The organism is Thalassococcus sp., assembly GCF_982780845.1.
On sequence record NZ_CEYADA010000008.1, the window covers coordinates 104664 to 117575 of the forward strand.

Here is a 12912-nt window from a genome sequence, read left to right on the forward strand (position 1 = left end):
CCCACACCAATTCCAAAAGCCCGCCACTTGGCGGGCTTTATGGTTGAAAAGGCCCGTCATCGGGCGATACACACCGCCAGACACGATCAAACCAATATGTGTGCGCTTTGAACCGTATTATCGTTCCTCTCCTTTTCGGCGTCATCGGAACCGCAATCCTGCTGTCACTGGGCACGTGGCAAATGCAGCGGCTTGAGTGGAAGCGCGGCATTCTGAACGAGATCGAAACACGTATCGACGGCGCGCCTGAACCGCTGCCCACGGTGATCGACCCGACGGAACAGAAATACCAACCTGTGTCCCTGTTCGGCGTCTACGGCGATGGCGAGGTGCACGTGCTGGTGTCGGTCAAACGCCGCGGCGCTGGTTACCGCGTGATCGCACCGTTCATCACTGACACGGGCCGCACCGTTCTGGTCGATCGTGGATTTGTCGATCTGGAAGACAAGGACGCAATCCGCCGTCTGGGCGACACCGAAATTCTGGGCAACCTGCACTGGCCCGATGATCGCAACAGTTCGACCCCTGAAAACGACACTGCCAAGAACATCTGGTTCGCCCGTGACATCGGCGCGCTGGCGGAAAAACTGGGCACTGAACCTTTGCTTGTCATCGCCAGACAGGAAACCCCCGCCGATCAGGGCATCATGCCCCTGCCCGTCTCGACCGAGGGCATCCCCAATGATCACCTGCAATACGCCATCACATGGTTTTCGCTTGCTGCGGTCTGGACGCTCATGACCGCTGTCTATATCGCTCGCACCATGCGTGCGCAGAAAGGACCCGAGCTATGAAATATGTCTCAACCCGCGGCTCCGCCCCGGTTCTGACTTTTGAAGATGCAATGCTGTCGGGCTTGGCCCGCGACGGCGGCCTTTATGTTCCGGAAACCATTCCGACGATGTCCGCCGACGACATCCGCGCGCTGCATGGCCTGAGCTATGAAGAAACCGCCTTCCGCGTGATGCGACCCTTTGTTGGCGACAGCTTTAGCGACGAAACCTTTGGCGACCTGATCAACAAGGCCTACGCCGGTTTCGGCCACGGCGCCCGCGCGCCGCTGGTGCAACTGGCACCGGGTCACTTCCTGCTGGAACTGTTCCACGGCCCGACGCTCGCGTTCAAAGACTTTGCGATGCAGCTGATCGGTCAGCTGTTCCAAGAGGCGCTGACACGCCGTGGCGAACGCGTCACCATCGTGGGTGCAACATCGGGCGACACAGGCTCCGCCGCGATCGAGGCCTTCAAAGGTCTGGATGCGGTCGACGTTTTCATCCTGTTCCCCCATGGCCGCGTGTCCGAAGTTCAGCGCCGTCAGATGACCACGCCGTCGGAATCCAACGTGCACGCCATCGCACTGGACGGTCACTTTGACGATTGTCAGGCGCGTCTGAAAGACATGTTCAACCACTTCGACTTCCGTGACGAGGTCCGCCTTGCAGGCGTGAATTCGATCAACTGGGCGCGGGTTCTGGCACAGGTGGTCTATTACTTCTCGTCCGCCGTCAGCCTTGGCGCGCCGGATCGCAAGGTCAGCTTTACTGTGCCCACTGGCAATTTCGGCGATATCTTTGCCGGCTACATCGCCAAAAAGATGGGTCTGCCGATTGACCGTCTGGTGGTTGCAACCAACCAGAACGACATTCTGCACCGCTGCCTGTCGACAGGTGGCTATGTGACCGACACCGTCACACCGTCGATTTCGCCCTCCATGGATATTCAGGTCAGCTCGAACTTCGAACGCGCCCTGTTTGATGCCTATGGCCGTGACGGAAATGCCGTGGCGCAATTGATGGACGAGTTGAAAAACGGTGGCGGCTTTAACGTCAGCCAAGGCGCGCTTCAGTCTCTGCGCGAGCATTTCGATTCCGGCCGCGTGTCAGAGGAAGAAACGCTGGCGACCATTGCTATGGCGAACCAGAGCATGGGCGAACTGCTGTGCCCGCATTCCGCCATCGGCGTGAAAGTGGCTGAAGACCAGCGCAACAGCGATACACCCATGATCACGCTGGCGACGGCCCACCCCGCCAAGTTCCCAGACGCGGTGGAAAAGGCCAGCGGCATCCGCCCCGACCTGCCCGAACGCATGGCCGATCTGTTCGACCGCGAAGAACGCGTCACACGCGCGGCCAACGACCTGACGGCACTGGAAACCCTTATCAAAGACCGGATCGCATCTTGAGCGTAGAAATCACAACCCTGTCGAACGGGTTCCGAATTGTTACTGAAAACATGCCAAGCTTAGAATCCGCTTCGCTTGGCATCTGGGTGACAGCCGGCGGGCGGCACGAACGGCCCGAACAGAACGGTATTGCGCATTTCCTTGAGCATATGGCGTTCAAGGGCACCAAAACGCGCAGCGCGCTTCAGATCGCGGAAGAGATCGAAGATGTGGGCGGTTACATCAACGCCTACACCTCGCGCGAGGTAACAGCCTATTACGCGCGTATTCTGGCTGCCGACTGCGGTCTAGCGCTGGATGTGATTTCCGACATCCTGCTGAACCCCGTTTTCGATGCCAAAGAGATCGAGACCGAGCGCCATGTGATCCTGCAGGAAATCGGTCAATCGCTCGATACACCCGACGACATCATCTTCGACTGGCTTCAGGAAAAGGCATACGCTGATCAGGCCATGGGCCGCACGATCCTTGGCCCTTCCGAACGGGTGCAGGCCTTTGGCCGCGATGATCTGGCGGGTTTCGTCGATCAACACTATGGCCCCGACCGTCTGATCCTGTCCGCCGCCGGTGCCGTGGATCACGACGCGTTGGTCAAACAGGCCGAGGCGCTGTTTGGGCATCTCGCGCCACATGGCAATGACGAATGGGAACCTGCGCATTTCACGGGCGGCGAAACCCGTCACGACAAGGCCCTGGAACAGGCCCATTTCACGCTGGCTTTCGAAAGCCCCGGCTATCGCGACCCTGCCTTTTACACCGCGCAGATTTATACCACCGCTTTGGGTGGCGGCATGTCTTCGCGTCTGTTTCAGGAAATCCGTGAAAAGCGCGGCCTCTGCTATACGATCTTTGCCCAGTCCGGCGCTTATGCTGATACCGGCATGACGACAATCTACGCAGGCACATCAGGGGAAGAGGTCGGCCAGTTGGCTGAAATCACCATCGACGAGATGAAGCGCGCCGCACAGGACATGTCCGAGGCCGAGGTCAACCGCGCCCGTACCCAGATGAAGGCTGGTCTGCTGATGGGGCTGGAAAGCCCGTCATCGCGCGCTGAACGTCAGGCACGTATGCTGCAAATCTGGGGCAAGGTACCGCCGCTCGAAGACACCGTTGCCAAGATCGACACGGTAACGACCGACGACGTTCTGGCCTTTGGTGAAGACATGATCAGCAAGGCCAAGTCCGCGATGGCGCTTTATGGCCCTGTCGCTGATGCGCCCACGCTGGATGCGCTGGAACAACGTCGGGTGGCCTGATGCTGGGAATGCGGCGCAAACTCCGGATCGAAACCGAGCGTTTGACGCTGCGCCCGCCTATGCACTCTGACTTTGGCCCCTGGACGGCCCTGCGTGCCGATAGTCGTGACTATCTGGTACCGTGGGAACCGACATGGGCCGCTGATCATCTTAGCCGCAAGTCGTTCACCAACCGTGTCTACTGGGCCAGCCGGTCTATCGCATCAGGCAGCGCCATTCCGCTGTTCCTGATCCGTCGCGAAGACAATGCGCTGGTCGGCGCGCTGACTTTGGACAACATCCGCCGTGGCCCCGCGCAGTGCGGGACGCTGGGCTATTGGACAGGCCAACCGTTTGCCCGCCATGGGTATATGCGTGAAGCCATTCAGGCGATGGTGCACCACGCCTATGAAAAGCTGGACCTATCCCGCATCGAAGCGGCTTGCCTGCCGGAAAACGTCGCGTCGCGCGCGCTGCTGGAAAGCTCGGGCTTTAAATACGAAGGCGTCGCGCAAAGCTATTTGCAAATCAACGGGCGCTGGCGGACACACGTGCTTTATTCGTCGCTCCGGATGGACCGTCGCGGGCGCACCACGGTCGGCTGAACAGCACACGGTTTTGTGAGGGACCAAGGGCACTGACAGGGCTACTCTTTATATAGGAGGTCCGGTCATGCGTATTTCAGCACTTCTTACTTTCGTCTTTTCAACAGTCACCGCGCTGACAGCCAGCGCACAAACAGATGACACACGGCGCCCGTCCCATTGCATCGCCATTGCTGATGCAAATCCGTGGATGCAGTACGTGCACAAAGCGTCCTGGACGGACCCTGTGCCGGATTATTCGGTACGTCTTCACTATATCTCGCATGCCTCGTTCTTGCTGCAGACCCAAGGCGGGCTGAATGCCGTCACCGATTTCACCGGTTTCATCGGCAACACGACCCTGATCCCCGATGTGGTCACGATGAACCACGCCCACGACACCCATTGGACAGCAAACCCCGATCCGGCCATTGCCCACCCGCTGAATGGCTGGGGAGAGTTTGGCGAAGGAATCGACCACTATCTTGATCTGGGTGAAATGCTGGTGCGCAATGTGTCGACCGATATCAGATCCGGCTTTGGCGGGGTCGAGGAAAACGGCAATTCGATCTTTGTGTTCGAGGTCGAAGGCCTGTGCATCGGCCATCTGGGCCACCTGCACCATGAACCGAACGACGAACAATACGCGGCTTTGGGGCGGTTGGACGTGCTGATGGTTCCTGTCGACGGCGGCTTTACCATGGAACGCGCGGCCATGATCCGCGTGATCGAACGCCTGAAAAGCCGGATCATTATTCCGATGCACTGGTTCAGCGGCATGGCCTTGACCAGCTTCCTGAACGACGTCTCGGACGAATTCGTCATACTGCGCGACGGCCGCAGCAGCCTTGAGGTATCTCTGGCCACCTTGCCCGACCGCCCGACAATTATCGTTCTCGAACCGCAGTGGTTGTCAGATTAACTACGGCTTGGGTTGCCCGAAATATCGGGCTAAGTGGAAGGGACCACCGAATAAGGAATTCCCGCTGTGCCCCTGAACCCTGCATCTGACGCGTTTCTGGAAACCCTGACCAAAGCACTGCCCGCCGATACGATCAGAGAGGCCGAGCCACGTTTTCAGGAGGAACCGCGCGGGCGCTGGACGGGTGCCGCTACGCATGTCGCCATGCCCCGCACGACAGAAGAGGTCGCGACGCTGGTCAAACTGGCGAATGAAGCGCAGGTCGGCCTTGTGCCCTATGGTGGCGGCACGGGGTTGGTCGGCGGCCAGATTGCACCGTCCGAGGTGACCAAGCCCCTGCTGGTGTCGCTAGAACGGATGACGAAAATCCGCGCGGTTTATCCGGATGAAAACGTTCTCGTGGCCGAAGCAGGCGCAATCCTAAGCACCATTCAGGATGCCGCCGCAGACGTTGATCGCCTGTTCCCGCTGTCACTGGCATCCGAAGGATCGGCCCGCATCGGCGGTTTGCTCGCCACGAACGCCGGTGGCGTGAACGTTCTGCGCTACGGCAATGCCCGTGAACTGTGCCTCGGGCTTGAGGCCGTTCTGCCCAACGGCGAAATCTGGCACGGGCTGAAACGCTTGCGCAAAGACAACACAGGATATGACCTGCGCAATCTGCTGATCGGTGCCGAAGGTAGCCTTGGCATCATCACTGCCGCCAGCCTGCGCCTATCGCCACGCCCCGCAAAGACCGGCACAGCGATGCTGGTGGTTTCGGACCCCACCGCCGCCCTATCGCTTCTGTCTCTTGCACGATCTACCTTTGGCGAAACGATCAGCGCGTTTGAATTGATGCACCGCACAGGCATGGATTTTCTGGCCGAAGCCCTGCCGGAAGTCCGCCTGCCGTTTGCAGACATTCCTGAATGGACAGTCCTGATCGAAATCGGCGTGTCAGGTGGGCTTGATCCGCAAGAGGCGCTGGAAACCCTGTTTGGAGACGCGCTAGAACAAGAACTCGTCTCGGACGGGCTGATTGCCCAGTCGGAACAGCAGGCACAGGACTTCTGGGCAGTGCGCGAACGCATTCCCGAAGCGAACCGCATGATCGGTGCTGTGTCGTCGCACGACATCTCTATCCCGCTGTCGGCGATCCCCGCGTTTATCCCCGAGGGCATCAAACGGTTGGAAGCGGTCGGCGCGTTCCGTGTGAACTGCTTTGGCCACGTGGGTGACGGCAATCTGCACTATAATGTATTCCCTGCCCCAGGACATTCACGGGCCGAGCATGAACACCAAAGAGACGACATCAAACGCGTAATCCATGATCTGGTGCATGAAATGGACGGATCCGTCAGCGCCGAACACGGCATTGGCCGCCTGAAGGTCAAAGATCTGGAACGCTACGGTGATCCGGCGAAACTGGCGGCAATGCGCGCCATCAAGGCGGCACTTGACCCCAATGGTATCATGAACCCCGGTGCGGTCCTGCGCGAAGGCACTTACTGAGAGACGTTGAACACGCAGCCGTCTGACAACAGCATCGGCTGCGTGCGACACAATCCGCGCGCTGTTTCGTAAGCGGCAAGAACCTTGGGCACGTAATCACGGGTTTCGACAAACGGCGGCACGCCATCGTTGGACCCGATCGAATTCTCGCCTGCGTTATACCCAGCCAGAACAAGGATCGGATCGCCTTCGAACTTCTTCATCAGGAAGTCGAGGAAAGCGATTCCGCCTTTGATATTGTCAGAGGCATCCATTGCGTTCGAAACCCCGAACCGTTCCGCCGTCGCGGGCATCAGCTGCATCAACCCCTGCGCACCTGCGGAACTGACGGCATCCACGCGGCCACCGGATTCAACAACCATGACAGCCAACGCCAAAGCAGGCGATACATCTGTCCCCACACTATGGCGCAGCAGATCGGTACCGTGGCGGGCCGCGATATCCTGAATGTCTTGCAGGCGGGGCGCAGACACAGCGGCCCCTTCCGGACCGGATCGCAGCGCAACGAGCGCCGGATCAAGCCTGTGAGGACCGGTATCTTCCAAACCAGACGACACAACATTCCAATACCACGCGTATCGCGCATCACCCGCAGTGGGCGTTTTGGGCGTGGCCGTCGCAGCCGCAACGGGCACAGCGTTTGAAACCGGCGGCGGCGCGACAGCGGGATTCGCACGCGGAGCAATCTGTACATTGATACGTTTCGTCGCGCCTGCCTTGGGTGGCTTTACACGCTTTGCGGAAAACTCGGGAAACGACGACGCCTCTTGGGCGACAATGGCTGCCGGGGAAACGCTAGAAAGCAGCAGCACCGCAGCGGCGATCCATGAGATAGGTTTCATTCTTAAAGACTGCCTCGTTATCTTTTGCTCATATTGTACATCAACTTACGATTTCGCGCATCATACGCCCTTAGATTGTGTCAAAACGAACCAAATTTGCCTCAATCCAAGGCCTTTCACAGTAGGCCTTCTCGAAAGATACATTTTTATTCTTTTATTTTCAGCAGCTTGCGAAAAAACCTGCTCGAAAGTTAAATTTTTTTGGAATCGCTTAATTCAGGCCCAATTCTTGCCGGAATCAGAAGGCCATATAGCGACATACCGCAGCGATGCAGGGATGTGAGAGACCCCGGAACGCAGCGACGCGGTGAGAGAACAGAGTAAACTTGTAAATTTACGGAGACTACCATGATCAAGTTCATCAAAAACTTCCGCGCAGACGAAAACGGCGCTGTAACTGTAGACTGGGTTGTTCTGACAGCTGCTGTTGTTGGTCTGGCCGTTGCAGCCTACTCCACAATCGAAACAAACTCCAAGGCTCTGATCGGCGCAGCTGCGACAGCTGTTTCCGGCGAAAACGACGGTTTCTCGAAAGAATAATCGTCTAGCGTCTATCGCTACGGGATGGCCCGCCTGGCCATCCCACCCAAGCGCGATGGCTCTAGCAGCCTCGCGCTTTTTTCAGGAAAGCACCCCGGAAAATTCGAGCAAAACTTTCGGGACATTGTGCAGCTGAAACGCGGTTCAACCGCATCTCGGAAACCGAGGCACAAAACGTCAGACGCCCGACGCAGAACCCCGGGCATGACATCAGAAACGCGCAACAGGCCGATAGCAGCGGCTGAATGCAAAACAGGTGTGGTTGTATGAATAATGGTTTCCTAAGTCGTTTCGTGACCCGTGAAGACGGGGCGGTGACTGTTGACTGGGTTGTTTTGACTGCGGGCGTGATTGGCCTGTGCTTGTTTGCCTACTGGCAGATTGAAGTCAGCACCAAGGGCCTCGCTCAGGCAGCGGCAACGGCCATCTACAACGAAGAATAATCCGAATTTTCGACGGCGCGGCATTGTTCGCGCCGAATGAGCAGACGGCCTTAGGGCCGGAGAAAGCAAAGGGGTAAAACATGAGACTGATTTTCGGAGTGGTCCTGATCGCAGGCCTCGGACTTGCCGGGTTTGCAGTCTATATGACCCAGAATTATATCGGCGCTTATGAGAACGCTCTTCAGGAAGAGCGGGCCAAGACAGCCGAAGCCGTCCCCACCCAAGAGATTTTTGTCGCCAAGCGCGCCATCGGCTACGGTGAAGTCATCACCGACGCCGATTTCCGTCTTGCGCACTGGCCCGTTGATGTACTGCCCGAGGGCTACTTCGACGAAGAAAACCCGCTGATCGTTCCCGGTGACGAAGAACGCGTCGCGTTGCGCCAGATCGAAAAGAACGAAGCCTTCATGAAGGTGAAAGTCGGCGAGCCCGGCGATGGCGCCGGCCTGACATCGCGCCTTGAAAAGGGCGAACGCGCCTTTGCGATCAAGGTTGACGTGGCATCCGGTGTTTCCGGCTTCCTGCGCCCCGGTGACCGCGTTGACGTATACTGGACAGGCCGTGTGAAATCTTCGTCGAACACCGGCCGCAGTCAGGACGTAACCAAGCTGATCCAGTCCGGCATCGAACTGATCGCGATCGACCAGACAGCCAATGTGGAAACCACAAGCGCAACAATTGCGCGAACCGTTACCGTCGCTGCCACGCCGCAGATCGTTGCGGCACTGGCACAAGCCCAGTCCACCGGCCGCCTGTCGCTGTCCCTGCTGGGTTCGAACGACGACACCGTTGCGACCGCCATTGAAATCGACCAGGAAACGCTGCTTGGCATCGTTCCCGAACAGAAGGCCGAGATCAAACAAGAGCCCAAGACTTGCTCGATCCGGACGCGTCGTGGCGGCGATGTGGTTGAAATCCGCATCCCCTGCACAAACTAAGCACGACCCCGGAACCAGGAAAAAGCGCCCCAAGCGGGCGCTTTTTCTTTTGTGAAATCAGGGCGTGTTGCCTCTTGCCCACAAAAGGTTGTGCGCAGAAGTCATTGATTCTTGCATAAAAACAGAATTTCGCGCATCATCCGTCCAACAGTGGGCAAAAGACCCGCGTTTGAGGCGTGATCGGAAAGGCAGGTCACATGAAATTCGATAGAACGATTAAGGCCGCCCTATTGGGACTTGGCCTGTGTTTGGGATTTAACGCACCTGCAGTGCAGGCAGACACGTTGCGCGTGGTTCGCGGCAACGTGGGTTCGGCATTGAATGTGCCGATGAACCGCGCTGTGGTGGTTGAAAGCGACGTGCCATTTGCCGAGCTTTCCATCGCAAACCCCGCAATTGCAGACATCTCGTCCTTGTCCGACAGAACAATTTACGTTCTGGGCAAAGCGCCGGGCACCACAACGCTGACCATTTTGGATGCCAACGGCAAACTGATCACCAACGTTGACGTGCGCGTTGCGGCTGATGTTACAGAATTCAAAGAACGCCTGCGTCAGATCCTGCCCGGCGAAAAGATCGAAGTCCGGACGGCCAACGACGGGATCGTTCTAAGCGGTACAGTGTCTTCAGCCCAAAAGCTTGATCGCGCTCTCAGCCTTGCAGAACGCTATGCGCCCGAGCGTGTGTCCAACCTGATGAGCGTCAGCGGCGTGCAGCAGGTCATGCTGAAAGTTCGCTTTGCCGAAATGCAGCGATCCGTATCCAAAGCACTTCGGTCCGGCGTCTCGATCGGTGGCGATCTGTTGGGCGGCAACCTTGGCGTTGCTTCGGAAACAGGTGGCTGGCTTGACGGCAATACACTTGGTGAAGCGGTGGCCTTCGGCAATGGCGCAGAGGCTGGCGCAGTCTTTGGCTTTAACGCTGGCGATCTGGAAATCGGCATCCTTTTGGAAGCTATGGAAGAAAAAGGCATCGTCCGGATGCTGGCCGAACCGAACCTGACCGCCCTGTCCGGTCAAGAGGCATCGTTCCTTGCTGGCGGCGAATATCCTGTTCCGGTGGCCGCGCAGAACGACACTGTCACAATCGAATTCAAACCCTTCGGCATCGAGTTGAACTTTGTTCCGCGTGTTGTTGATGGCGATCTGATCAATCTGGAAATGCGCACAGCGGTTTCCGCGCTTGATACCAACAACGGTATCGATCTGGCAGCGATCCGCATCAACGCCTTTACCCGCCGCGAAGCAGCGACAACGGTCGAACTTCGTGATGGCGAAAGCTTTGCGGTTGCCGGTTTGTTGCAGGACGATTTCCGCGATCTGAACGGCCAGGTGCCGTGGCTGGGTGATATTCCGGTGATTGGCGCGCTTTTCCGCAGTGCCGAGTATTCGCGTGAACAGTCCGAACTGGTCATCATCGTGACCCCGCATCTCGTGACACCGACCCGAGGCGAGGCTTTGGCCCTGCCCACAGATCGTGTCCGTCCGCCCACCGAAAAAGACCTTTTCCTGTTTGGCCGCGTCCAAGACGGTTCGCGCAAACCGAAAGGTGTTGCCGGTGAAGTCGCCACGCAGGACTTTACAGGGTCCTACGGATATGTGTTGGATTAAGAGTATGTTGGGACACACGCAAAAAGCGCTGATTGCGACCGCTCTAACCACCAGCCTGGTCGCTGGCTGCACACAGGTCACACAGGATCCGGTTTACACCGCATTCTATCGTGAATCCGGCGCGCTGATCGATCCGGGCAACTTTGGCGACGCGACCATGAATAACGTCGCCATCATGACCGGTGAGAAACAGTATACCTACGATCTGGCCCAGCGTTTTGCGTCTGAAGTTCTGACAACTGTCAACTTTGCGTTCAACAGTGCCCAACTTGACGGTGGCGCACGTGATACCTTGCGTGAACAAGCGCATTGGATCCGGCAGTTCCCCGAGGTTCGTTTCAAAGTCTTCGGCCACACAGATGCTGTCGGCTCGGAAGCGTATAACAAACGCCTTGGCATGGCCCGCGCCCGCGCGGTTGTCGCTTTCCTTGCATCCGAGGGCGTCAGCACCTCGCGTCTAGAAGCTGTTGTTTCTTATGGAGAAACCCAGCCTCTGATCGTCACCGAAGGTCGCGAACGCCGCAACCGCCGGACTGTCACCGAAGTCGCTGGTTTCGTCGATGGACACCCCAGCCTGCTGGATGGCAAGTACGCGGAAGTGGTCTATCGCGAATACATCAACAGCGCGGCACCCGAATCCAAGCTGAGCTCTTTGGATAGTGGCGGCATCTCTTTGGCTGAGTAATCTAGGCATCGTCCAATAATTCCGTACAATTACGGTTTTTTGGTCCAAATGTTGCCGCCTTTGCCTGTGAAATTCTTCTCTGAGGCTGGGAATCCCTGCGAACGACAGGGTTCCGGTTAACGGGGCAAGAAGATCGCAGAGTGCGTCTGCAATTTCTTCGCTTCGTTAGAAGAGTAGAAGGACGCAAGGCAAGATGACCGATGTAGCAAGTTCCGCGGAGAATGAACTGGGCATCCGCGCCTGCACGATCAGTCGTGACGTGCAGTTGTTTGACCTGTTGATCGAAGACATGGAAACGCTCTTGGGCGAAAGCTGGGGTGACCTTGGCTTTACCGAGGCGATGAATTTTCTGCAGCAACCCGAGGCCACAAAGCTGGAGTTTGTCGCGCTGGCGATTGACGACACGGATGAAGAAAATCTGGACGTCATCACTGCAATTGTGAACACTGCAAAAAGCAACAATATCAAAGTCATGCTGATCGCAGAGGACGTCTCCCCTGCGGCTTTGCACGGATTGCTGAAGGCAGGCGCAGACGAATTCGTACCCTACCCCCTGCCCGAGGGTGAACTGGCCGCTGCAGTTGAACGCCTGAACAAACCAGCGCCAGAGCCTATTCCAATGGTTCAGGAAAATCAGGTGCGCCTCAAGTCTGACGGCGATGGCGTTCTTGTCGCTGTACAAGGTTTTGCAGGTGGCACAGGCGCGACCACATTTGCGGTCAATCTTGCTTGGGAACTGGCCAATATCGACAAGGACAAGTCGCCACGCGTCTGCATGATTGACCTTGGCCTGCAATTCGGATCGGTTTCGACCTATCTGGACCTGCCGCGCAAGGAAATCGTCGTAGAGCTGTTGGCAGACATCGATCAGGTCGATGAAGACAGCTTTGCACAGGCCCTGGTCGGTTTCGAAGACAAGCTTCAGGTTCTGACAGCACCGTCCGATCTGTTGCCGCTGGATATGCTGGGCCCGCAAGAAGTGAAAAAGCTTCTGGATCTGGCGCGTGAGCATTTCGACTTTGTTATCGTCGACATGCCCCCTGCCCTGACAATGTGGACGGAAACCGTTCTGACCGAAGCGCAGGTTTTCTTTGCGATGGTCGAACTGGACATGCGTTCCGCCCAGAACACACTGCGCTTCAAACGCGCTCTTCAGTCCGAAGAACTGCCGTTCGAAAAGCTGCGTTTCGTGCTGAACCGTGCCCCGAAATTCACCGACCTGCAGGGCCGCAGCCGCGCCAAGCGCATGGCGGAAAGTCTGGGCATCCAGATTGACCTGCAACTGCCCGACGGCGGCAAGCAGGTCACGCAAGCATGCGATCACGGCATTCCTCTGGCGACACAGGCCGGAAAAAATCCATTGCGGAAAGAAATCACCAAATTGGCGCAATCCTTGTTCGACGTCGGACGGTCGGACTCGGAAGCGGCATAAAG

Annotated in this window: 13 protein-coding genes; 12 read left to right on the forward strand and 1 reads right to left on the reverse strand. The window is 57.6% G+C overall.

Features of this window, described 5'->3' with window-relative positions:
• The first annotated feature begins 107 nt into the window (after window positions 1–107).
• The 6 genes from AC4FIA_RS10925 (at window position 108) to AC4FIA_RS10950 (ending at window position 6420) form a co-directional block, all read left to right on the forward strand.
• Window positions 108–794, forward strand: coding sequence for an SURF1 family protein (locus AC4FIA_RS10925; protein WP_490365866.1), 687 nt, complete (start codon window positions 108–110; stop codon window positions 792–794).
• Window positions 791–2182 (forward strand): threonine synthase, encoded by a 1392-nt coding sequence (thrC, locus tag AC4FIA_RS10930; RefSeq protein ID WP_490365867.1) that lies wholly within the window; start codon window positions 791–793, stop codon window positions 2180–2182. Before AC4FIA_RS10925 ends, thrC begins: the two co-directional genes overlap by 4 nt.
• Window positions 2179–3441: a M16 family metallopeptidase gene (locus AC4FIA_RS10935; protein ID WP_490365868.1), complete on the forward strand. Its 1263-nt coding sequence runs from the start codon at window positions 2179–2181 to the stop codon at window positions 3439–3441. The genes thrC and AC4FIA_RS10935 overlap by 4 nt, the downstream gene beginning before the upstream one ends.
• Window positions 3441–4025 (forward strand): GNAT family N-acetyltransferase, encoded by a 585-nt coding sequence (locus AC4FIA_RS10940; protein ID WP_103908844.1) that lies wholly within the window; start codon window positions 3441–3443, stop codon window positions 4023–4025. The genes AC4FIA_RS10935 and AC4FIA_RS10940 overlap by 1 nt, the downstream gene beginning before the upstream one ends.
• Before the next feature lie 67 nt (window positions 4026–4092).
• Window positions 4093–4926 carry an MBL fold metallo-hydrolase gene (locus tag AC4FIA_RS10945; protein WP_490365869.1) on the forward strand — a complete coding sequence of 278 codons (834 nt, stop codon included), beginning with the start codon at window positions 4093–4095 and terminating at the stop codon, window positions 4924–4926.
• A 66-nt stretch (window positions 4927–4992) separates the two neighbouring features.
• A complete protein-coding gene (locus AC4FIA_RS10950) occupies window positions 4993–6420 on the forward strand; it encodes an FAD-binding oxidoreductase (protein WP_490365870.1) in 1428 nt (475 codons plus the stop codon).
• On the opposite strand, the gene AC4FIA_RS10955 is transcribed toward AC4FIA_RS10950, so the two are convergent.
• Window positions 6414–7262 carry a lytic transglycosylase domain-containing protein gene (locus AC4FIA_RS10955; RefSeq protein ID WP_490365871.1) on the reverse strand — a complete coding sequence of 283 codons (849 nt, stop codon included), beginning with the start codon at window positions 7260–7262 and terminating at the stop codon, window positions 6414–6416. The genes AC4FIA_RS10950 and AC4FIA_RS10955 overlap by 7 nt on opposite strands.
• A 348-nt stretch (window positions 7263–7610) precedes the next feature.
• Between AC4FIA_RS10955 and AC4FIA_RS10960 the strand changes: the two genes are divergently transcribed.
• The 6 genes from AC4FIA_RS10960 to AC4FIA_RS10985 all read left to right on the forward strand — a co-directional run bounded on the left by AC4FIA_RS10960 (window position 7611) and on the right by AC4FIA_RS10985 (window position 12910).
• Window positions 7611–7802, forward strand: coding sequence for a hypothetical protein (locus tag AC4FIA_RS10960; RefSeq protein ID WP_488050001.1), 192 nt, complete (start codon window positions 7611–7613; stop codon window positions 7800–7802).
• Between the two features lie 266 nt (window positions 7803–8068).
• Window positions 8069–8245 carry a hypothetical protein gene (locus AC4FIA_RS10965; protein ID WP_490365872.1) on the forward strand — a complete coding sequence of 59 codons (177 nt, stop codon included), beginning with the start codon at window positions 8069–8071 and terminating at the stop codon, window positions 8243–8245.
• A gap of 80 nt (window positions 8246–8325) precedes the next feature.
• The gene (gene cpaB, locus AC4FIA_RS10970; protein ID WP_287474037.1) at window positions 8326–9183 is read left to right on the forward strand and encodes a Flp pilus assembly protein CpaB; all 858 of its coding nucleotides are present in this window, start codon (window positions 8326–8328) and stop codon (window positions 9181–9183) included.
• Window positions 9184–9380: 197 nt separating this feature from the next.
• The gene (locus AC4FIA_RS10975) at window positions 9381–10793 is read left to right on the forward strand and encodes a type II and III secretion system protein family protein (protein WP_490365873.1); all 1413 of its coding nucleotides are present in this window, start codon (window positions 9381–9383) and stop codon (window positions 10791–10793) included.
• A 4-nt stretch (window positions 10794–10797) separates the two neighbouring features.
• Complete coding sequence (locus tag AC4FIA_RS10980; RefSeq protein ID WP_287474035.1) at window positions 10798–11478, forward strand: OmpA family protein; 681 nt, start codon at window positions 10798–10800, stop codon at window positions 11476–11478.
• Window positions 11479–11671: 193 nt separating this feature from the next.
• Window positions 11672–12910: a CpaE/TadZ family protein gene (locus tag AC4FIA_RS10985; RefSeq protein WP_490365874.1), complete on the forward strand. Its 1239-nt coding sequence runs from the start codon at window positions 11672–11674 to the stop codon at window positions 12908–12910.
• Window positions 12911–12912: the final 2 nt, after the last annotated feature.